Here is a 21982-nt window from a genome sequence, read left to right on the forward strand (position 1 = left end):
GCTCCAGGATCGCCGCTGGGCCGTTTGTGTTACACAGGCACCTCGGACTTCTTGCGCCGCAAGCGCATCACGGTTGCCACCACGAGAAGCACGACGAGCACGCTGTACGCGATCGCCGCGAACGGGCTCGTGACCAACGCCGCCAACGAGCCCTCGCTGATCTGCAACGTGCGGCGCAGCTGCTCTTCCGCCATCGGGCCCAGGATCATGCCGACGACCAGCGGGGCGACCGGATAACCGTGGCGCCGCATGAAGAACCCGGCCACGCCGATCACCATCAGCACGATCAGGTCGTCCACCACGAAGTTCACCGCGTAGGTGCCCAGCGCCGCGAACAGCAGGATGCCCGCGTACAGGTACGGCCGCGGGATCTGCAGCACCTTCACCCAGATCTTCACGAGCGGCAGGTTCAGCACGAGCAACATGACGTTGCCGATGTAGAGCGACGCGCTCAACGCCCACACCATCGCCGAGTTGTTGGTGAACAGCAACGGTCCCGGCTGGATGCCGTAGCTCTGGAACGCCGCCACGATCACCGCCGCCGTCGCGGTCGTCGGCAGGCCCAGCGTCAGCAACGGCACGAGAACGCCTGCCGCGGCGGCGTTGTTGGCCGCCTCCGGACCGGCCACGCCCTCGATCGCGCCCTTGCCGAACTCCTCCGGCCGTTTCGAGAGCTTCTTCTCGGCCGCGTAGGACAGGAACGTCGACACGTCCGCGCCACCGGCGGGCACGGTGCCGATCGGGAACCCGATGAACGTGCCGCGCAGCCACGGTTTCCAGGACCGCGCCCAGAACTCGCGGTTCATCCACTTCCCGCCGACCGGGATGACCTCGATCGGTCCGTGCCGCAGCCGGGACGCCACGTACAGCGCCTCGCCCACCGCGAACATCCCGACCGCCACCACGACCACGTCGATGCCGTCGGCCAGCGTCGGCACACCGAGGGTGAACCGCTGCTGCCCGGTCAGCGTGTCGGTGCCGACCAGGCCGATGAACAGGCCGAGGCCCAGCGATGCCAGTCCGCGCAACGGTGACGACCCGAGCAGCGCGGCCACGGTCGTGAACGCCACCACCATCAGCGCCACGTAGTCCGCCGGCCCGAGCGTCACCGCGATGTCCGCGATGGTCGGTGCCAGCAGTGTCAGCAGCACCGTGGCGATCGTGCCCGCCACGAACGACCCGATCGCCGCCGTCGCCAGTGCCGCCGCGCCACGTCCGGCGCGGGCCATCCTGTTGCCCTCCAGCGCCGTCACGATGGAGGCCGACTCGCCCGGTGTGTTCAGCAGGATCGACGTCGTCGACCCGCCGTACATGCCGCCGTAGTAGATGCCCGCGAAGATGATCAGTGCCGCGGTCGGGTCAAGCGTGTAGGTCAGCGGCAGCAGCAGTGCCACCGTCATCGCCGGGCCGATGCCCGGCAGCACGCCGACGGCCGTGCCGAGCGTGACGCCCAGCAACGCGTACAACAGGTACTCGGGCTGCGCCGCGGTCGCGAAGCCCTCCAGCAGTGCGGTGAGGCTACCCATCGAGGAACGGCACCCCTTCGAAGATCCCGGCGGGCAGCGACAGGCCCAGCCCGTACGCGAACACCACCTGGACGACGAGCGCCAGCACGACGGCGATCGGCAACGCGCGCCACCACACCGCGCCGAGCGTCCACGCCGCCCCGAAGAACAGCACGGTCGCCGCGACCGGCCAGCCGACCGTAGCGATCAGCACGAGGTGCGCCACCAGCACGGCGACCAGCTTGGCCACGGTGACCCAGTCGGTGCGGACGCCGGTGTCGACGTCCTCACCCTCTTCGGCCTGGCCGAGCCTGCCGCGGGCCGTGGCGACGATTGCCGCCACGCCCGTAACGATCAGCAAAGCCCCTACGGCGTAAGGGAAAGCGCGCGGTCCGACCGCGTTGTCCGCACGAGCGGCGATCGTGGTCGCGTCGATCAGGGTGAAGGCCCCGACCACCGCGACCAGACCGCCGAACGCGTACTCCTCGACTTTCGCAGAGGACTTTTCCGGGTTCACTTGATGAGCCCGATGTCCTGCAGCGCCGGCTTCACGCGGCCGATCTCCTTGGACAGGAACGTGGAGAACTCGTTGCCCGTGAGGAACGTGTCGGTCCAGCCCTTCTTGGTGAGCTCTTCCTTCCACTGCTGGCTCGCGTGCATGTCGGTGACGAGCTTGGTCAGCCGATCCTTGGCCGCGGCCGAGATCCCGCCCGGCGCCACCACGCCGCGCCAGTTGATCAGTTCGACGCCGAGATCCTTGAACGTCGGCGCGTTCAGGTCCGGGTGCGCGGCCGGCCCGGAAGTGCCCAGCGCGCGCAGCTTGCCCGCCTTGATCTGCTCCCGGTACTCGCCGACACCGGAGATGCCCGCGTCGACCTTCTTGCCCAGCAACGCCGCCAGCGACTCGCCGCCGCCGGAGTAGGGCACGTAGTTGAGCTTGGCGGGATCGATGTTCTTGGCCTTGAGCAGCAGCCCGGCGAGGATGTGGTCGGTGCCGCCGGCCGAACCGCCGGTGATCGACACGCCCTTGCCCTTCTCGTCCACGGCCCTCAGCAGGTCGTCGATGGTCTTGTGCGGCGAGTCCGCGGGCACCACGACCACCTCGTCCTCGGCCGTCAGCCGGGCGATGGGGGTGGTGTCCTCGAGACGCGTCTTCGCCGAGTTGGTCTCCACCGCGCCGACCATGACCAGGCCGGTGATCATCAGGAACGACTCGGACCGCTCGGTGGACAGCTTCTGCAGCCCGACCGTGCCTCCCGCGCCGCCGACGTTGCTGACCTGGACGGAACCCGCGAGCTTCGCCCCGGACACCGCGGTCTGCATCGCGCGGGCGGTCTGGTCCCAGCCACCGCCGGGGTCGGCGGGCGCCATGATCTCCAGCTTGCCGATGGCGTCACCGCCGCCAGAATTCTTCGCCGCCTGCCCGCACCCCGCGAGCGCCAGTCCGACGGCCGCGACCGCCGCCGCACGTCTCCAGCCTGTACCCATCGAGCCCAACTCCTCAGCTTCGTTGCCGACGTTGGGCGGGAACGGTAGGTAGCCGCGGGGTGAGAAGCCGAGCATCGGTCGTAAAAGACGTATTGGTCGTTTTGTTCGTGACCTGTTTCACACAGGTTGAGCAAGAATGCACTCCATGTTTCGCCGGTCCGTCTCGCTGGGCGTCTCGCTCCTGGTGTTGCAGGTGGTCATCGTGCTGATGACGACCTGTGCCGCCGGGCTGCTCGCGGCCAAGTTGCAGAGCGACCGTATCCGCGAGGCGTACAAGGACCGGATGCTGTCGGTCGCGGAGAGCGTGGCCCGGCTGCCCACGGTCGTGCAGGCCTTCGACTCACCGGACCCGGCCGCGACCATCCAGCCGTTGGCGGAACTGATCCGCAAGGCGTCACAGGTGACGTACGTGGTCGTCACGGACCGCAACGGCGCCCGGTACGCCCACCCCGACCCGCGGCGCATCGGCGAGCGCGTCTCCACCGACCCGAGCACCGCGTTGTCCGGTGAGGTGTTCGTCGGCACCGAGACCGGCACGCTCGGCACGTCCCTGAGGGCGAAGGTGCCGGTGCGCGCGGCCGATGGACGGATCATCGGCATGGCGTCGGTCGGCATCCTGGAGAGCCAGCTGTCCGACGACCTGGCCGAGGACCTGCCGGAGCTGATCGGCTGGCTCGCCGCCGCCGCACTGGTCGGAGTGCTCGGCGCGGCCCTGATCACGCAACTGGTGCGGCGCCGCACGTTCCGGCTCGAACCCGCCGAGATCGCGCAGCTGCTGGAGACCAGGGACGCGATGCTGCACGGCATCCGCGAAGGCGTTGTCGCCGTGGACGACCAGGAGAAGCTGGCCCTGGTCAACGACGAGGCGATGCGCCTGCTCGGCCTCACCGACGATCCGGGCGGCCAACCGGCGGCGGAGGTCCTCGACGACGGCCTGCTGGACCTGGCGCGCGGCGACGACGACGTGGCGGACCGGCTCGTCCTTGCGGGAGAACGGGTTCTGGTCGCGAACAGGATGACCGCCAAGACGCACGACCGTGCCGTCGGCGTCGTGCTGACGTTGCGCGACCGCACCGAGCTGCACGACGCGTTGCGCGAACTGGACGGCCAGCGCACCGTCACCGAAGTGCTGCGGGCGCAGGCCCACGAGTTCTCGAACCACCTGCACGTCATCGGCGGGCTGCTCGAACTGGACCGGCCGGCCGACGCCGTCGCCTACATCGAACGCGTCGGTGGAGCGGGCTCGATCACCGCGGACATCATCGACGGCGCGAACGCGGACCCGGCGCTGGCGGCGTTGCTGCTCGCGAAGTCCTCCACCGCACACGAACGCGGCGTGGAACTGCGGCTGGACCCGGAGAGCTCGGTGGACATCCGCGCGGGCGACGACGCGCTGACCGTGCTGGGCAACCTGGTGGACAACGCGGTGGACGCCGTGGAGACCGGAGGCATCGTGCGCGTGCTGGTCCGTTCGTCCGACCGGGGAGTGCGGATGGTCGTGGACGACGACGGCCCGGGAGTGGCGGAGTCGCAACGCGGCCGGATCTTCGACCTGGGCGTCAGCTCCAAGGACGCCGACCGGGGAATAGGACTCGCATTGGTGTCGAGGGTGGTCACCCGGCGCAGCGGCCGCGTGGCGATCACCGACTCGGAGCTGGGCGGCGCGTCGTTCGACGTGTGGCTGCCGGAAACGGGGAACCGATGAGCGTGCGGACCCTCGTCGTCGACGACGACTTCGCCGTGGCCGCGATCCACCGCGGCTTCCTGGAGGCGATGCCCGAGTTCGAGGTCGTCGGGGAGGCGCACCGCGGCGGCGAGGCGTTGCGGGCGGTGGAGTCGTTGCGCCCGGACCTGGTGCTGCTCGACATCCACCTGCCCGACATGTCGGGGCTGGAGGTGCTCGCCCGGTTGCGCGCTCGCAGCGGCCCGCCGGTCGACGTCATCGCGGTCACGGCCGCGCGCGAACGGGAGACCGTGCGGCAGGCCATGTCCAGGGGAGTCGACAACTACCTGGTGAAGCCGTTCACGCGCACGGCTTTCATCGACCGGATGCGCGAGTACCTGGCCCAGCGCAACGAGGTGCAGCGGCTGGGCCAGATGCTCGACCAGGACGAGGTCGACCAGCTCATGCACAACCGCCCCCGCACGCTGTCGATGCCCAAGGGACTGTCGGCCGTGACGCTGCGGCTCGTGACGGATGCGTTGCGGGACAGCGAGAACGACCTCTCGGCGCAGGAGGTCGGCGAACGAGCCGGGTTGTCCCGCGTGAGTGCGCGCCGCTATCTGGAGCACCTCGTGACGATCGGGAAGGCCGAGGTGCAGCCGCGGTACGGCATGGCGAACCGCCCGGCGCACGGGTACCGGTTGACCTGATCTGTTCCGTTCACGGGCCAGCTGCTCTTCGAGGCGCGGCAGGAGATCTGCGTCGTCCTCAGTCCACATGCGACAGCAGAGCGCGCCGACGGCGCCCCGCGCCTTGCGGGTGTGGACCCAACATCAGCCCGCTAGTTCGACGCCTCGTACGCAGCCCGGTACGCCGCCGCGCCCGGAACCGACTCGAAGGGCCAGCTGACCAGGCTCACCTGAGCGCGGTCGCCCAGCCGTTCCCTGACGGCAGCAGCCGCGGTCAGGTTGGTGCCGCCGCAGATCTCGATGAGGTCCGCCCCCTCGTCGACCAACTGTTCCGCCACGTCGGGCATCTGTTCAAGCGACGCACCAACAACAACGGTCCACCCGTCACCGTGCTTCTGCAGCACACGCTTCGACGGATCGGCGTTTGCAGCCTCGTAAATGGATGCGCTGCGCCGAATCTCCGTCTTCGCCGTGCCGCGTTCGTAACCCGCGGCCGCGACCGGCGCCCGTGGCACCACGCGTTCGATCACCCGTGCCGCTCCGCGCAAGTCAAAACCGCGATACAGCTCCACAAGCCGCGCGCCGTGGTCGTCCACCGCGCTCGCCGCGACCTCGGCCGCCTTCTCCGCGTCCGGCACCCACACCAGCAACGTGCGGCTGTCCGCGCTGTGCTCGATCACCTGACGGTCGACGGCAGGGTCCGAACCCGGCTCCAGGAACACGAACACTCCGTCGTAGTTGGCTTCCTCGCTCATGATTGGCTCCCCAGTCTCAAGTATGGTCGAGGTTTTGGTCCTACTGCCGGGTCCAACGGAACAGGGGATCCGGTTCATTCCCGGAGGGCGTTTCCGCGCCTGTGGCATGATCGGTCGCATGAGAACTGGGGGCAGGATTCTCGCGGTGCTTGCTGCGCTCGCCGGCCTGGCCGGGTGCGGATCGCGCCCGGACGCGCTGCCGTTGCCGGCACCAGCGGGCGCGCAGGCGGTTCCCCTGGCCACACCGACGTCGGCGGAACCGTCGTGTGCGACCGGGTTGCAGTTCGTCGAGGGCGCCGGCGACGCGGCGATGGGCCTGCGCGTGATGTCCATCGAGTTGGTCAACTGCGGCACACAGCCGGTGGAGCTCAACGGATATCCGCAGGTGAAACTGCTCGACGAGCACTGGCAGCCGCTGGACGTCGAGATCGTCAACGGCTCCGGCGGCATCTCCTCCGCCGCCGAGGGCTTCGACAACCCGCCGCAGCCGATCGTGGTGCAGCCGGGCGAGCGCGCGAAGACCGCGTTCATGTGGAAGAACAGGCACACGACGGTCGACCCGCGGCAGGTGAGCACCCACGTCGACATCGCGGCCTCGCCGGGCGCCACGTTCCAGTCGCTGCTGCCGGCCACGCCCGGCAGGAACCTCCACATCGACCTCGGCAGCACCGGCCGCCTGGGCGTCAGGGCCTGGCACCGCTGATGATGGAGCTGCGGCGCGCAACCCGGCGGACGCTCCGGCGGTCGCCAGGATCTGGTACCCCGGCTGGTGCGACGCACACCTCGGCAACGTGCCGCAGCAGCTCGTCGACGCGCGCCCGGAGGAGTCCTTCGAACCACGCGCGCTGGACCACGTCCCGCACACCACCGTCGCGACCGTGAACGGCGAGGTCGCCGGATTCGTGATGGTCATCGGGGCCGAGGTCGAGCAGGTCTACGTCTCCGCGGCCCACCGCGTCTCCGGCGTCGCGTCCGCTCTCCTGGCCGCCGCCGAACAGTCCGTGGCCGCCGCCGGGCACCCCGTCGCGTGGCTGGCGGTCGTGTCGGGCAACGCGCGGGCGCGGCGGTTCTACGAGCGCCAGGGTCGGACCGACGAGGGCCTGTTCGACCACCGGGCACCCCACCCGGACGGCCCGATCCCTGTGCCCGCCCACCGCTACACCAAGCCTGTGAGCCGCGCCACCGCCCGGTGACGCCCAGATCAACTCCTCCTGCGGCGCGGCCTTCCCGTGTTCTCATGACCGCATGTCGACGACCGCACTCCTGAGCTTCACGCTCGTCGCGCTGCTCACCGTCATCACGCCGGGCCTGGAAACCCTGCTGGTGCTGCGAACGGCCCTGCTGGTGGGCCGCCGCGCCGCCATGGGCGTCGTGGTCGGCAGCACCCTGGGCTGCCTGGTGTGGGCGACCGCGGGCCTGGTCGGTCTGACCGCACTCCTGCAGGCGTCCGAACTGGCCTACAACATCGTCCGCTGGCTCGGCGCCGCCTACCTGATCTACCTGGGTGCCAAGGCGTTGTGGAACTCCCGCCGCCCAGCAGAGCTCGACGAACCCGCCCCGGTCCCGTCCACCCGCGCGGCCGTCCGGGTAGGACTCCTCACCAACCTGCTCAACCCCAAGCCAGGCGTCTTCTACATCTCACTGCTCCCGCAGTTCCTCCCGGTGGGCCAGCCGGCGTGGGGCGCCGTCCTCGTGGCGATCCACCTGGGTATCGGCCTGCTGTGGTTCCCGATCCTCATCACCGCGGCCGGCCGAGCGCGCGCCTTCATGCTGCGCCAGCGAAACCTGCTCGACCGTCTCTCCGCCACCGCCCTCATCGCGTTCGGCGTGAAGACGGCCGCGGACGCGCGCTGACCCCGAAAACCGTCAGACCCCACCACTAATATTGATATTGGGGGAACCCGGCAGGCGCCGTGTGTGTGGTGGGGCGCCATAGGTGCCGTGTGAGTGCCAAGGCCGTTCGTCGCGCTCGGACTCACACCGGCGGCCCGCTCACCGCCCGCCGGTGTCGGTCGCCGACCGGTGCCAGGCCGCGAGCGACACCCGGTTCGGCAGCCCCAGCTTCGCGCGGATGTTGACCACCTGCCGGTCCGCCGTCCGCGGCGAGATGAACAGGCGCGCCCCGATCTGCCTCGACGTCAGTCCTTCCGCGACCAGGCCGGCGATCGTGAACTCCTGCCTGGTCAGCCCGCCCGGCAGCGCGGGCTTGGCCGGCCGGCGTTCGGAGTCCGGCACCGGTTCGAGCGCGAACTCCATCACCTGTTCGTACCGCAGGTCCGCGCCCAGCGTCGTGATCACCGGGTAGTCGTCGCCGAGTGCGCGGCGGACCGTCCGGTCCGCGCGTTCCAGCAGTTTGTGGAACGGGCTCATGCTCGCGAACGAGATCCGCGAGACCCGCTCCTGCGAACGCAACGCACCGAGCAACCGCGCCGCACGGTCGTACGCCCCGAGCTCGGCACACGTGCAGGCGAGCAGCCACAGGCCGTACGCGGGACTCCACGTGTCGCCGAGCGTCAGCTGGATCCGCAACGACTCCACCGCCAGCGGATGCACCTGCGCCGGGTCGCCGTGCAACAGCTCGTACAGGGCCTGATGCCACAAACCCCAGGCGTGCGACCACTCCACGCCGTTGCTCTCCGCCAGCCTGGAGAGGCTGGTCGTCACCTTGTTCGCCGCCTCGGCGTCCAGCAGGAAACACGTCGCCATCGCGTGCATCAGCTCGGTGATGTACGTGTCACCCGGCGACGCGTATCGCCTGCACAGCTCGACGACGTGCGCGTACAACGGCACACAGTCCGGTGAGCCCTCCACGAAGAAGAGATGCGTCGCCTCGACGAGCAGCAGCTGCACGTCGGTCACCGGCCGCCGGGGCAACGTACGAGCCTCGTGCATCAACGGAATCGCCGCAGACATGTCGCCCTGTGCCTGCGCGAGGTACGCGCAGTGCGCCAGCAGCGAGGTGCGCAACCGCGGCTCGGTGATCACCTCGCGCGCCGCCGCGAGCAGGTCACGTGCCTCGCCGAGCATGCCCGCGAACAACGTGAAACGGGTGCGCTGCACGTTCATCGCCATGACCGTGCCGACCTCGGCCAACCCGGGAGTCGCCAGCGCCTGCCCGATCGCGGCGCGGACGTTCGGCCACTCCTCCCGCAGCCTGGCGGTCCACAGTGCATCGTCCGGTGAGAACCACGAGCGCGTCGCCTCGTCCACGAACGAGCTGTAGTGCAGCACATACCGCCGCAACGGCTCGTCCGCGTCCATGAGCAGACGCGCGCCGAACTGCGACACGGTGCTGTGCAACCGATAGCGGGTCAACCCGGTGACCTGGCTGATGGTCGCCACCACGATCGACTTGCGAACCAACGCCGGTAACGGCTCCAGCTCGCCCGCCACGGCCTCGGCCGCGGCCATGTCGAAGTCCGCCGGGAACACCGACAACGCCGCCCACAGCCGCCGTTCCTGGTCCGTGCATCGACTCGCCGACCGCTCGAGCACCTGCTCCAGCGTGACGTGCTGCTCGAGTTGGTCCACCGGCGACAGCCCGGCCGCCAGCTCGATCGTGAGCGGCAGCCCGTCCAGTGCCGCGACGTCCGGCAGGTCGTGCACAGCCTCTGCTCGCTCCAGCAACAGCAGTGCGGCGTCGTCGTCCGCGCTCATCGGCGGCACTCGCACCAGATGCTCGCCATAGACGCCGAGCTGGTCCCGCGAGGTCGCGAGGATCGTCAGCCCCTCGCAGTCCCGCAACAGATGGTGCACGAGATGCCGCACGGCCTCCAGCAGGTGCTCGCAGTTGTCGAGGACGAGCAACAAGTGCTTGTCGTACAACGACTCCACGAGCCGCCCGAGCCCCGCGACCGGCGAGTTGTCGACGATCCCCAGCTGGGCCGCCACCGCGCGTGCCAGCAACGCCGGATCCCTGAGACCCGCGAGCGGTACCACCCGGACACCGTGCTGGAACACCGCTGCCCGCGCCGCGGCACGCCCGGTCTCCACGGCGATGCGCGTCTTGCCGACCCCTCCGGGGCCCACCAGCGTGACCAGCCGGGCTTTGCCGAGGAGTGCCTCGGTTTCGGCGAGCACCGCCCGCCGGCCGATGAACGTCGTGGTCTGGGCAGGCATGGTGCCCCGCACGGTCATCGGCGCATCTTCGCTCAGTGGCGCCCTGCCGTGATGATGAGGATCGGCTCACCACCCTTTCGGACTAGTTGGTTCGACCATGCGTGGTCACGCGCGCACGGGGACGGATGATCATCTTGGTTGCGAGACGAAGTCCCTGGCGTGCGTTGAGATGCGGGAGGTAGGCGCGGCTCACCGCGTTCGCGATGCGAGGCAGCGCCACCGAGTCCGGATAGACCATGAACATCGGACGGTAGGACGGCTGGAACTTCGCCTTGAACGCGAACAGCGAGCGGAACCCGTACACCGGCTCCAGCACCTGCCCGGTGAAGTCCAGGACGCGCTGCAGCGCCCTGGGTCGTTCACCGCGATCCAGGCGGGCCAGTGGCGCGCCGGACAGGCTCAGGAACCGGGCGCCCTCGGTCTTGAGTTGTTGTGCGGCAGAGGCGATCAGGAACTCCATGGAGCCGCGGAAGCCGTGCGTGCGGCGGCGCATGAAGTCGAGCGTCCACCCGACGATCTCGCCGTCCTGGTACACCGGCAGCCAGCTCGTGATGCCGTGCACCGTGCGGTCGCCGTCGACCGCGAGCAGGCAGCGGACACCGTCGCCGGTCAGCTCCTCCAGTCCGCCCAGCGTGAAGCCCATCTCGGGCAGGCCCTTGTCCGCCACCCACTCCGCCGAGATCGACCGGATCTGGTCGGTGATCGCGTACGGCGCGTCGGCGTACGTGCACCACTCGGCCGTGATGCCCGCCTTCGCGGCCTTGTTGAACGCCGTGCGGACGTCCTGCCACTTCTTGCCCGTGAAGCTCAGCTCGTCCAGTTCGATGACGGTGTCCTCGGCGACCTGCACCGCCGACCACCCGAGCTCCTCGACCGCCTCCCTCGTCTCCGTTCCCACGCTGTACAGACACGGTGTCCAGCCGTTGCGGGCGCAGAACTCCGCGAACCCGCGCACGGCGTCGAGCCGTGCCGGACCGATCGGGTCGCCGACCGTCAGCGCGATCGTCGCGACCACCCGGTACGCGATGGCCGTCTCGCCGTCGGGCGTGAACCAGTACTGGTTGCCGCGCCACGTCGTCATGTACGACAACGACGAACCGCCGTAGCGCCGCATCAGCTCACGGGCGTGCGCCGCCTGCTTCTCGCACGACGACGGCCACGCCCGCCACGACGCCATCAGCAGACCGGCCAGCACGATCAGCCAGAACACCACGCCCGTGTACTCGAACAGCAGCGTGCCGGCGAACCCGTCCGCCTTGAACTGCAGCGGCACGAGGCCGAGCAGGTAGCCCGGCGGCAGGAACCGCGCCGGCAGGTCCGCGAGCAGCGCGGCGAAACCCGGCTCCGGTGAGAACTGGTCGCGGACCAGATACCCGCCGAAGACGTACAACGCCGAGAGCAACGCGACACTGCCCGCCGTGAACCGCCAGAACTTCCTGACTGCGTGCCGAGGCAGACGCACAGCGAAGTGCTTGCGCGTCAACAACAACACGGCCGTGATCGCGAGCGGTGCCAGCATCGGGACGCTGAAGGAGAACACGATCTCCAGCGCACCGCTGTCCGGTACCTGCGCGGCATCGACCACGTACCACCCGATGAACGCGGAGAACGCCACGTTGAACACGAGCGCCGACCACCACGCGAACCGCCGGCCGCGCCGCAGCCCTTCCGCCAGCACGAGCAGCAGCAACGCCGGCAGCAGCGACATCACGAGCGCGGGGAACCTGTCGTACGACAACTGAACCAGCATCGTCCGGCAGACCTCGACCGCGTCCGAGCCGCACCACGCGTCGACATCCTCCTGCGACGGCTGCACGACCGCCACGACGTCCGCGAACCACGACAGCGGACCGTTGGGGGACGGCGACATCATCGCCACCACCGGTCCGAGTGCCGACGCCGCGACCAGCAGCGCCACCAGCACCCGCGTCTCCTGGAACGCACGCGGCCGGTGCACGGCCCCGCTCTTCAGGAACAACGCTCCGATCAGGAGCCCGGACACGCCACCGGACAGCCTGAGCAGATCTTCGAGCCAACCTGAGTACAGAGTAAGCACCAGCACCGACAAGATCATCAACAGCCGGATGCGGCGCCTCCACAGCGGCGGCATCCGGAACGTCAGTGCGAGCGCCAGCCCCACCCCGCCGATCGATGGGCCGGCCGCGACCTCGCCCGCCAGCGACTCGAGCCACGACCAGTGCACGTCCCGGCCGATCAGCACCACCCCGACACCCAGGAGCGAGCCGATCACGTGCGACGAGAGGAAGATCGCGGCCGTGCGCAGTCCACCGAGCGAACGCTCCGCCAGCGGTCCGAAGACCAGCAACAGGACCGTGGTCGCCATGTAACCCAGCAGGTCCATCGACCACAGAGCCGAGCTGAACACCGTCCACAGCGGACTGTCCGTGCCGAACCCGATCCACGCGAGCAGCTCGTGCTCAGACCCGGCGACCCCTCCGGTCAACGCACCGACAGACCAGAAAACGATCAGAAATGAGCACGTCAGAGGTGCGGTGCGGAACAGTCTGCCGATCATCTGACCAGTCCCGCCCGCCGCGCGAACCACGGCACCAGCCCGGAGAAGCCCTCCCGCGCGACCTTCCAGTCGTGACCGTAGGGAAGTTCTTTCCACAGCACGTCCATTCCGGCCTTGCGGCAAGCCTCGAACACCTCGTGCACCGCATTGCGGTACGAGTCGTCCCGGCCTTCGAAGATGATGCCCGCGCTTTGCGGGAAACGTTGACGCGCAAGGATGTCCATCGGGTTCACCCGGACGAACGCCGCCTCGTCGCCGCCGAACGCCGCTTTCACCGTTTCCTGTCGCGTGCCGAGTGAGGGCTCGTTCTGAGGAGCGAAGGCGGCGAAGTTTCCGTACACGTCCGGCGCGCGCACGGCGAGTTGTATCGCGCACGTGCCGCCTTGAGAGAAGCCTGCGATGGTCCACGCCTCGCGGCGCTCGTCGACGGTCAGCCGTTGCTTGATCCACGCGGGCACGTCGCGAGCCAGGTACGACTCGGACTGTCCCAGCACCGAGTCGAAACACAGCGGGTTCGCCATCGGCGTGCCCAGCTGGTCGACCGCCACGACGATCGGCGCGAGTCCGTCGTGCTCACGCGCGAACGTGTCCAGGTTGTCGTGGATCCGGCCGCCGTCGAACCAGTCGCGAGGGTTGCCGGGCTGACCCGCCATGAGCACGATGACCGGCAGCTTCGGACGAGGCGTCGCGGCGTACGCGGGCGGCAGGTAGATCCACGCGGGACGCGCCGGAAACCCGCCGGGGATCACCGTCTCCGAGACCGTGCCCTTGTCCGGCAGGTCTTTCGGCTTCTTCCAGACGTCGGCCAGCTTCTTGCCCGCGGGCTCCTCGACCACGCTGGACGGAGGAGGAGCGGCCTGGTTCAGATCAACTTGTTTGTTGCTGAAGACGTCCAGCACCGCACGCATGGTGGGGTACTGACTGAAGTGCGCGTTCGTGGCGACCATCGCGCTCGCGGTGACGCCCAGCGCCAGCACCATGCCCAGCACCCGGACGTACCACCGGCCTGCGCGCAGCCGTGCGACCGCCAGCGCCAGCGCGACCAATGCGGCGCCGGCCCAGACCGTCAGGATCACCGGCAGCGGCTCCGGCCAGGGTTTCCACACGTGGTCGACGACGTACGTCAGCCCGGTCACGACCACCGCGCACGTCAGCACCACGATCGGGAGGACCCTGGTCCACCAGGTCCGGTTCTTCCTGATTGCGAGACACGTCAGCGCAACAGCGGCGGCGACGGTCGCGGCGATGGGGATCGGCCCATTTACCAGGGACAGATCCAGAGGGCTGAGCATGATCTCAGTTCATCAGCAGATCTTCAGGTTCACATCGGAGATTGGTCTTGTTCCAAGGGTGTGAACATCAGCCTTAAGAATGACAACCCATCAACCGGCTGGTGCGTCGTGCCACGCGTTCGTCAGCACCCGCAGCGCGTCGGGGTGCTCGGCGATCTCCGCAGCACGGGACAAATCGGACTCCGCCATCCCCAGTTCCCGCAGTGAGGTCGCCGCACCGAACCGAGTGGCCGCGTTGTGCACCCTTTCGGCCAGGTCGGCCGGCGCTGTGTGAGAGAGCAGCGCCGTGTGTGTAGCTGCATGCGGCAAACCGAACGAACCACCCAAAACGTGCGCGAGCTTGTGGTGCAGTCCCATGGGGACGCTGGCGAGGCACGTTCCCGCGAGCCAGGCCGACCGCAGCAGCTCCGTCCGGGCATCCACAGTGGAGGGGTTTCCGGCCAAAGCGTGCAGAACGCCCTTGATCGCCTTCGTGGCGATGGCGTCGATCAACGGGTTCTCGTTGCCTCGCGCGGTGACGGCGTGCGCGAGAGCGTTGAGCGCGCTTGTCACCGTGATGTCCAACGGCAGGTCGAGCGTCAGGTCGACGTCGTAGATCACCGTGTCGGGCTGGACCGCCGCGTCGCGCCGTGTCTTCTTCAGCCCGGACGCCGTCTCCCCGAGCACCGGCGTGACCTCGGAACCCGCGTAGGTCGTCGGCAGGATGATCTGCGGCACGTTCGCGCGCACTGAGAGCGCCTTCGACAGCCCCGTGCTCGACCCGCCGCCGACCGACACCACACAGTCCGCGCCGTGCTCACGCAACAACGTGAGCGCGCGCTCCGTGACTTCGACCGGCGTGTGCATCGTCGCGCCGGTGAACCGGGCCGCGAGCAGCGGGCCGAGCTCGGCCGCCACCCTGTCGCCGCCGTGCCGTGCGATCAGCAGGGCCTTCGTCGCGCCGAGCCGTTCGGCCTCGGCTCGCACGGAGGCAGCGGTGCCGCGGCCGAAGACGACGCGGGTGCGCGCCGGTTCGAAGGTGAAGCTCACAGGGGTCGAATATTCGCCACCGGGAGTAGTTGCCGCAACCGCTGAGGATCAATCCTTTCGGCTCTGACGGGTGACAGTGTCACTCCATAGCGTGAATCTTCATGAAGCGTGTTCGTGTTGTAGTGGCGTTAGCAGGGGCCCTGACCCTGACGCCAATCCCTGCCACAGCGGCGACACCGGCGTTCACCCTGTCCGGCGGCGTGTCCGCACCGATCCACTCGATGGCCGACGCGGTCCGCGAGACCGTCTACGTCGACTCAGGCCTCGACCTGGACGGCGACGGCACCCGTGACCGGGTGACCGCGGACATCATCAGGCCGTCCACGACCGGGCGCGTCCCCGTGATCATGGACGCCAGCCCGTACTACCAGAGTGCGGGCCGCGGGAACGAGAGCGAGGTCAAGACCTACGACTCCGCCGGCGTGCCGGTGAAGTTCCCGCTCTTCTACGACAACTACTTCGTGCCGCGCGGCTACGCCGTCGTGCTGGTCGACTTCCTCGGCACGAACCGGTCGCGCGGCTGCGTCGACGTCGGCGGCCAGTCGGAGATCGCGTCCGGCACCGCCGTGATCGACTGGCTGAACGGCCGTCGCACCGGCTACACCACGCTGACCGGCACCGCGACGAAGACCGCCTCCTGGTCGACCGGCGCCGTCGGCATGATCGGCAAGTCGTGGGACGGCTCGATCGCGAACGGCGTGGCGGCGACCGGCATCGACGGGCTGAAGACCATCGTGCCGATCGCGGCCATCAGCTCCTGGTACGACTGGTTCCGCTCGGACGGCGTCGCGTATCCCGGTTACAGCTCGCCGACCGGGCTGGGTTCGCGGTTCGAGAACGCCAACGCGAGCTCACGATGTGGTGCGGTGCGCACGCAGATGACGAACGGTTCTCCAGCCAACGGCGACTACACGGCGATGTGGCAGGCACGTGACTTCGTGCGCAACGCCTCACGTGTGAAGGCGTCGATCTTCGCGATCCACGGGCTGAACGACCTGAACGTGAAGACGCTGCAGTACGGCCAGTTCTGGGACGCGGTGCCCGCGACGGTGCCGAAGAAGCTCTGGTTCTCGCAGACCGCGCACGTCGACCCGTTCGACTTCCGGCGCGGTGAGTGGGTTGCGACGCTGCACCGGTGGTTCGACCGCTGGCTGCTGAACGTGCCGAACGGCATCGAGAACGAACCGCAGGTCTCCGCAGAGCGCGCGCCCAACCAGTGGGCGGACGACCAGACGTGGCCGCCCGCGGGCACCGTTGGCACCGTGCTGCGTCCTTCTTCTTCGGGCCTCGGCACGTCGCCTGGCACCGGTACGGCCGCGTTCACCGACAACGGCAGCGCGACGCCGTCGAGCTGGCTCTCCGGCTCGAACACCGGCCGGGTGATCTACTCGACCGCACCGCTGACGTCGGACCTGCGCGTCGCGGGTACGTCGTCGATCACGGTGACCGTGTCGTCGTCGACGCCGACCGCGCACCTGACGGCGTACCTCGTCGACTACGGCCCGGCTCGGGTGCGGACCGGTGAGGGCATCCGGACCCTGACCACGGAGTCGTGCTGGGGTGAGAGCCGTGCGGGCGATGACGCCTGTTACCGCAACACGGAGGCAACGACGGGCAACGTCGACGCGCAGATCATCGCGCGCGGGTGGGCGGATCTCGCGAACTACGCGTCGCTCTCCACTCCGCGCACGATCACGCCGGGAACGAAGTACAGCATGACGTTCCGACTGTCCACAACGGACCACGTCATCCCGGCGGGCCACCGGCTGGGCCTGCTGATCGGCGGAACCGACTCGAGCGCGATCGTGCGCCCGAGCCAGCTGCCGAGGCTGACCGTCGACCTGGCGGGCACGTCGGTGCGCGTCCCGATGCGCGGCTCGGTGCCGGCGGCATCCGCTGATCCGATGACCGCAACCAGCGTTTCCGCTGGTACGACGAGCGCGCTGGGCTAGCGGCCGGGACTGTCGGTGCTGCTCGCTAGCATCGGCGGCATGGGTTCAACCGACGGAGTCGTTCTCGGAGACGCGCTGCAGGTCCTGCAGCGCGTCTTCGGGTACCCCGAGTTCCGCGGCGACCAGGCCGCCATCGTCGAGCACGTGATCGCGGGCGGCGACGCGCTCGTGCTCATGCCGACCGGCGGTGGCAAGTCGTTGTGCTACCAGGTCCCAGCCCTGGTCCGGCCGGGCACGGGCGTGGTGCTCTCCCCTCTCATCGCCCTGATGCAGGACCAGGTCGACGCTCTGCGCGCCCTCGGCGTGCGCGCGGGCTTCCTGAACTCGTCGCTGTCCTTCGACGAGCGCCGCATGGTCGAGGCCGAGTTCGTCCGGGGCGAGCTGGACCTGCTCTACCTGGCGCCGGAACGCCTCACGTCCGAGGCCACCCTGCGCCTGCTCGACCAGGGCGAGATAGCCCTGTTCGCGATCGACGAGGCGCACTGCGTCTCCCAGTGGGGCCACGACTTCCGCCCCGACTACCTCTCGCTGGCCCATCTGCACGAACGCTGGCCCAAGGTGCCGCGCATCGCCCTCACGGCCACCGCGACCGAGGCCACGCGCAAGGAGATCCTCACGCGCCTCGACCTGGGCGAGGGCCGCCAGTTCGTCTCCAGCTTCGACCGCCCCAACATCCAGTACCGCATCGTCGGGAAGAAGGAGCCGAAGAAGCAGCTCCTCGACCTCCTGCGCGGTGAGCACCAGGGCGACGCCGGCATCGTCTACTGCCTCTCCCGCGCCTCGGTCGAGAAGATCGCCGAGTTCCTGGTGGCCAACGGCATCCAGGCCCTCCCGTACCACGCGGGCCTCGACGCCCAGACCCGCCAGCGCAACCAGGCCCGCTTCCTCCGCGAGGACGGCATGGTCATGGTCGCCACCATCGCGTTCGGCATGGGCATCGACAAGCCGGACGTTCGCTTCGTGGCCCACCTCGACCTCCCGAAGTCCGTGGAGGGCTACTACCAGGAAACGGGCCGAGCGGGCCGCGACGGCCTCCCCTCCACCGCCTGGCTCGCCTACGGCCTCAACGACGTGGTGCAGCAGCGCAAGATGATCGAGTCCTCAGAAGGCGACCTGGCCTTCCGCCGCCGCTCGGAGGCCCACCTCGACGCGATGCTCGCCCTCTGCGAAACCATCACGTGCCGCCGCACCATGCTGCTCGACTACTTCGGTCAGTCCGGCATCCCCTGCAACAACTGCGACACCTGCCTGACCCCACCGGAATCCTGGGACGGCACGGTCGCAGCGCAGAAAGTCCTCTCCACCGTCTGGCGCCTGCGCAACGAGCGGGGCCAGAAGTTCGGCGCGGGCCAAGCCATCGACATCCTCCTGGGCCGCAAAACCGCCAAGGTCATCCAGTTCGACCACGACCAGCTGAGCACCTTCGGCATCGGCGAGGACCTCAACGAAAGCGAATGGCGAGGCGTGGTCCGCCAGCTGCTGGCCCAAGGCCTCCTGGCCGTGGAAGGCGAGTACTCGACCCTGGTCCTGACGCAGACCAGCGCCGAAGTCCTGGGCGGCAAACGCCAGGTCCTGATGCGCAAGGACCCGACCCCGGCCCGCTCGAGCACAAGAACCGCCACCTCGGCCGCCGCCTCGGCCAAGCCCAAGGTCGACCTCAGCCCAGAAGCCACCCCGCTCTTCGAAACCCTGCGCGAGTGGCGCGCCCAACAGGCCCGCGAACAGGGCGTCCCGGCCTACGTCATCTTCCACGACGCCACGCTGAAAGCCATCGCCGCTTCCCGCCCCGCCTCCCTGACCGAGCTGGGCGGCGTGAGCGGCGTGGGCCAGGCCAAACTGACCAAGTACGGCGACCAGATCCTGGAAGTGGTGGCCGCCGCGCCAGCCGCCGCCCCCACCGGCACAGCACCCGCTTCCACCACTCCGCCCTCAGCCAAACGCCCGACGCCCAAGACCACGAGCAAGGGCGGCGCGGCCTGGGGCTCCGGCACGGGCGAAGAGGAGTGGCCAGAACCAGAAGAACCGGACGAGCCAATGGACTGGTGAGCCACTCAGCCCAACCGTCAGGTCACCTTCTCGATCTGCGCCCGCTTGATCGAACTCTTCCCAGCCTCCCCAACCAACTCAAAAGCCGCACTGTTCAACACCACACACCCAGAGCCAACCCCAACAATCCGGACAGTCGCCTGCCGCCCGTTGTCCAAGTTGGTGACCCGAATCGAAGTCCCCACCGGCAACGAGGACGAGAACGCCCCAGGCGCTCCGCCAACAGTCGACAACCCGACAGTCGCCCCATCACAAACAACCGAGCCAACCACCCCGGAGGCTCGAACCCTGGCAGCAGAAGACCGCGTAGAAGACTGAACCGGCGCAGGAGCATTTCCCACGATCTCCACCCGAACTCGCCGGAGAACGCTTTCCTTCTCACCCTGCCCAGAATCCGACGACCGCAACAATTCGAACGCGGCCCGGTTCACCACAACACAACCGGCAGAAGCCCCGGCAGCGGCACCGTTCGAAACCCGAGGGGCCGCACTGTTCGAAACCCGAGGAGCCACACCGGAAGGAACCCCGGCAACCGCCCGGACAGACCCTTCGGCAACAGCAACGGTCGCAGCCCGCCCGTTGGCCAAGTTGGTGATCCGCAAAGAAGTCCCCACCGGGAACTGATCCGACAACACCCCAGCCGGTCCACCGGACTCGACAACCCCGACGGGCTGCCCGGCGCACACCTCCTTCCCCGCGACCCCGGTCTGCGAAGCAGGAGTTCCAGATCCAGCAAGGGCGAAGGCCGTGCCCCCGACGGCCGCGACGACCGAGACCACCCCGGCAGCCGCAATCCAGCCCTTCGACCAGCGCATGCGCAACACCCGACCCTTCTGTCAGGCCGTACGGCCCGCAGACGGGGAAGGTTCAACGGCGCGTGGCGCGAACCAGCGCGGTTGGGTCACAAGATGCCAAATGATCGCGCAGCGCCACGTGCGCGAACCGGTACTCGCCGTCGACGCGGGTGAGCAGCAGCCGGTCCTGGGCGAGGTGCAGCAAAGCCTTGCGCCGGAACGACAACTCGCCCAGCGACAGGGGACGGGTGAGGCCCTCGGCGGCGACCTCGGCGAGTGCGTCGAACGGCCAGACGTAGTCACGGGCGGCGGTCGGCGTCACCAGAAGTCCCAGTGCCACGCCCAGCGCGGTGCCCCAGGATCCGACAGCACCGAGCCCGCCCAGCGCACCGACCAAGCCCAGCATCGGGACCGCCGGCTGGATCCACCACGGCCTCCCCAGCCGCATTCGTTGCTGTTGTCCCGGACGCACCGTGCGCCACACGCGTCCCACCGCGGCCGCGAAGACACCGCCCGCCACACCTGCCGAGAAGCCCATCCCCATGCCCGCCAGCACCGCGTACGGGCCGGTCCAGATCATCGACACACCCGGCGCGGCAGCGATCAGCACGGCCCACGGTATGGGCGCGTCACCCGGTACGAAGCCCAGCGCCAGGAAGAAAGCAGCCACCACGACGAACACGTACGCCACTGCGTACGGCCACGGCGTTCCTATGCCGCCCAACCACAAACCGGCAAGCCCGACCAGCAATCCGGCGAACACTCCCGCCAAGAACCCCAGTACGGCAGTCAGGAGGCCGTGCGCGCGTCCGGGCGGATGGAAGACGCGCGGAACCCTGTTCACCAACACGAGCAACGAAGAGGCCGCGACCACGAACACCAACGCGGGCCACAAGCCGAGCTGCAGGCCCGTCAGAAACGCCACGGCACACACGCCACCGGCATATGCGGCAGGCACCGCGCGCACGAACAGCAACCAGAGCGGACGCGTCGGCAGCAGTGGAAGCCACCAACGGCGGTGAGGCATGTGTACGGGCGCGCCGAGGTCTGGCCTGCCCAACCGCGCCAGGAACTTCAGCGCGCGGATGGTCGGGCCCGCGGCGCGCTGGGCGGAAAGCCGTTCCACCACGAAGGAACCGACGAAGTCGGTGCCGATCGTGTCGACCTGACGATCGAGGTGGGTCAGCGCCAGCAGGTTCAGCGCCAGCGGCGAGTCCAGCCGCTCCCAGATCGCCGGCGTCAGGGCTGATTCCAAGCCGTCGAGGCGGGGGCTGACGGAAGCGATGTACTCCAGCACCTGCCCGCGTGACAGCGGTTCCACGTAGACCGACGGCAGGTTCTCGATCGGCTCGGTCGAGCACACCACCGAGGCGAACGGCGCGAGCTCGGACTCGCAATGCGCGCGGTCGATGCGCGGCACCTCGTCCAGACCGTCGATGAGCACGGCCACCCGCTCGCGGCGCAGCCAGATCGTGCCCGCTGAGCGGCTGATGCCGTAGCGGCGGTTCATCTCGCGCAGCAGCCACGCGGTGAACTCGGTCGGCTTGCGGGTGCCGTACGCGCGCCACGTCGCCAAGTCCACGACAACTGGAATGGGCGCTTCCGGGTCGTTGCGCGCTCGTTCGACCAGCACCAGGCAGAGTTCGCGCAACAACGTCGACCGCCCGCTGCCGACCGGTCCGACGAGGACCATGGTGTGGCCGAGACGGTCGTAGACGGCTTCCAAGTCCGAAGAGGAGACTGCCTCGCCGTCCACGCGCACCGAGAGCCGCGGCTGGCGCAGCACGCCGAGTTTGATCTGTGTCTGGGCGGCCAGGGAGGATGCCAGCAACGCCTTCACGTGCGCCTCGACGCGGCCAAGGGCGGCGGCGCGGTTGCTCGTCTCGTGGCCGCGCACACGTTCCCAGATCGCGAGACCGATCGCGACGAGCACCATTGCCCCGACGGCGGGCCACAGCCACCGGGCGAACTCGCCGAGCAACCCCGGCACGGCCCCGCCGGTGCTCACGCTGATGGCCGCGGGGAGCAGTAAAACGACGGTGACCAGGCACAACGCCACCAACGCGGTCAGTCGTGCAGCTCTTGTCACCCCGCTCGGATCCACCTTCACCTCC

Annotated in this window: 16 protein-coding genes; 7 read left to right on the forward strand and 9 right to left on the reverse strand. The window is 68.9% G+C overall.

What is annotated here, in order from left to right; translation table 11 throughout:
* Positions 1 to 29 precede the first annotated feature (29 nt).
* Genes ABFX45_RS42070 through ABFX45_RS42080 form a run of 3 tightly spaced genes read right to left on the reverse strand, consistent with a single transcriptional unit; the run spans position 30 to position 2993 of the window.
* A complete protein-coding gene (locus ABFX45_RS42070; protein ID WP_346136581.1) occupies positions 30 to 1526 on the reverse strand; it encodes a tripartite tricarboxylate transporter permease in 1497 nt (498 codons plus the stop codon).
* Positions 1519 to 2022 carry a tripartite tricarboxylate transporter TctB family protein gene (locus ABFX45_RS42075; protein WP_346136583.1) on the reverse strand — a complete coding sequence of 168 codons (504 nt, stop codon included), beginning with the start codon at positions 2020 to 2022 and terminating at the stop codon, positions 1519 to 1521. Before ABFX45_RS42075 ends, ABFX45_RS42070 begins: the two co-directional genes overlap by 8 nt.
* A complete protein-coding gene (locus ABFX45_RS42080; RefSeq protein ID WP_109635056.1) occupies positions 2019 to 2993 on the reverse strand; it encodes a Bug family tripartite tricarboxylate transporter substrate binding protein in 975 nt (324 codons plus the stop codon). Before ABFX45_RS42080 ends, ABFX45_RS42075 begins: the two co-directional genes overlap by 4 nt.
* Before the next feature lie 145 nt (positions 2994 to 3138).
* Here ABFX45_RS42080 and ABFX45_RS42085 point away from each other — a divergent pair, with 145 nt between their 5' ends.
* Positions 3139 to 4698, forward strand: coding sequence for an ATP-binding protein (locus ABFX45_RS42085; protein WP_346136586.1), 1560 nt, complete (start codon positions 3139 to 3141; stop codon positions 4696 to 4698).
* Positions 4695 to 5366, forward strand: a complete 672-nt coding sequence (locus ABFX45_RS42090; protein WP_109633338.1) for a response regulator — start codon at positions 4695 to 4697, stop codon at positions 5364 to 5366. The genes ABFX45_RS42085 and ABFX45_RS42090 overlap by 4 nt, the downstream gene beginning before the upstream one ends.
* A gap of 131 nt (positions 5367 to 5497) precedes the next feature.
* Here ABFX45_RS42090 and ABFX45_RS42095 read toward each other — a convergent pair whose 3' ends face one another.
* Positions 5498 to 6100: a DUF6506 family protein gene (locus tag ABFX45_RS42095; RefSeq protein WP_112230363.1), complete on the reverse strand. Its 603-nt coding sequence runs from the start codon at positions 6098 to 6100 to the stop codon at positions 5498 to 5500.
* 118 nt (positions 6101 to 6218) lie between these two features.
* On the opposite strand from ABFX45_RS42095, the gene ABFX45_RS42100 reads away from it, so the two are divergent.
* The 3 genes from ABFX45_RS42100 to ABFX45_RS42110 all read left to right on the forward strand — a co-directional run bounded on the left by ABFX45_RS42100 (position 6219) and on the right by ABFX45_RS42110 (position 7954).
* Entirely contained in the window at positions 6219 to 6803 is a 585-nt protein-coding gene (locus ABFX45_RS42100; protein WP_346136589.1) for a DUF4232 domain-containing protein, read from the forward strand.
* A gap of 88 nt (positions 6804 to 6891) precedes the next feature.
* Positions 6892 to 7293: a GNAT family N-acetyltransferase gene (locus tag ABFX45_RS42105; protein ID WP_346136591.1), complete on the forward strand. Its 402-nt coding sequence runs from the start codon at positions 6892 to 6894 to the stop codon at positions 7291 to 7293.
* A gap of 52 nt (positions 7294 to 7345) precedes the next feature.
* Positions 7346 to 7954, forward strand: a complete 609-nt coding sequence (locus ABFX45_RS42110; RefSeq protein WP_109633329.1) for a LysE family translocator — start codon at positions 7346 to 7348, stop codon at positions 7952 to 7954.
* 138 nt (positions 7955 to 8092) lie between these two features.
* On the opposite strand, the gene ABFX45_RS42115 is transcribed toward ABFX45_RS42110, so the two are convergent.
* The 4 genes from ABFX45_RS42115 to ABFX45_RS42130 all read right to left on the reverse strand — a co-directional run bounded on the left by ABFX45_RS42115 (position 8093) and on the right by ABFX45_RS42130 (position 15076).
* Positions 8093 to 10237: an ATP-binding protein gene (locus ABFX45_RS42115; protein ID WP_346136593.1), complete on the reverse strand. Its 2145-nt coding sequence runs from the start codon at positions 10235 to 10237 to the stop codon at positions 8093 to 8095.
* A gap of 64 nt (positions 10238 to 10301) precedes the next feature.
* Positions 10302 to 12755: a phosphatidylglycerol lysyltransferase domain-containing protein gene (locus ABFX45_RS42120; protein ID WP_346136595.1), complete on the reverse strand. Its 2454-nt coding sequence runs from the start codon at positions 12753 to 12755 to the stop codon at positions 10302 to 10304.
* Positions 12752 to 14047 (reverse strand): alpha/beta hydrolase, encoded by a 1296-nt coding sequence (locus ABFX45_RS42125; protein WP_346136597.1) that lies wholly within the window; start codon positions 14045 to 14047, stop codon positions 12752 to 12754. The genes ABFX45_RS42120 and ABFX45_RS42125 overlap by 4 nt, the downstream gene beginning before the upstream one ends.
* 90 nt (positions 14048 to 14137) lie before the next feature.
* Positions 14138 to 15076 carry a maleylacetate reductase gene (locus ABFX45_RS42130; protein WP_346136599.1) on the reverse strand — a complete coding sequence of 313 codons (939 nt, stop codon included), beginning with the start codon at positions 15074 to 15076 and terminating at the stop codon, positions 14138 to 14140.
* A 101-nt stretch (positions 15077 to 15177) separates the two neighbouring features.
* On the opposite strand from ABFX45_RS42130, the gene ABFX45_RS42135 reads away from it, so the two are divergent.
* A complete protein-coding gene (locus ABFX45_RS42135) occupies positions 15178 to 17028 on the forward strand; it encodes a Xaa-Pro dipeptidyl-peptidase (RefSeq protein WP_112230347.1) in 1851 nt (616 codons plus the stop codon).
* Positions 17029 to 17067: 39 nt separating this feature from the next.
* On the forward strand, positions 17068 to 19074 hold the full coding sequence (gene recQ, locus ABFX45_RS42140; RefSeq protein WP_346136601.1) for a DNA helicase RecQ: 2007 nt from the start codon (positions 17068 to 17070) through the stop codon (positions 19072 to 19074).
* Between the two features lie 867 nt (positions 19075 to 19941).
* Here the strand turns inward: recQ and ABFX45_RS42145 are convergent.
* Positions 19942 to 21957: an NACHT domain-containing protein gene (locus ABFX45_RS42145; protein WP_346136603.1), complete on the reverse strand. Its 2016-nt coding sequence runs from the start codon at positions 21955 to 21957 to the stop codon at positions 19942 to 19944.
* Positions 21958 to 21982 lie beyond the last annotated feature (25 nt).

This window comes from Lentzea roselyniae (assembly GCF_039537795.1).
In the GTDB taxonomy this organism is placed as follows: Bacteria; Actinomycetota; Actinomycetes; order Mycobacteriales; family Pseudonocardiaceae; genus Lentzea; species Lentzea atacamensis.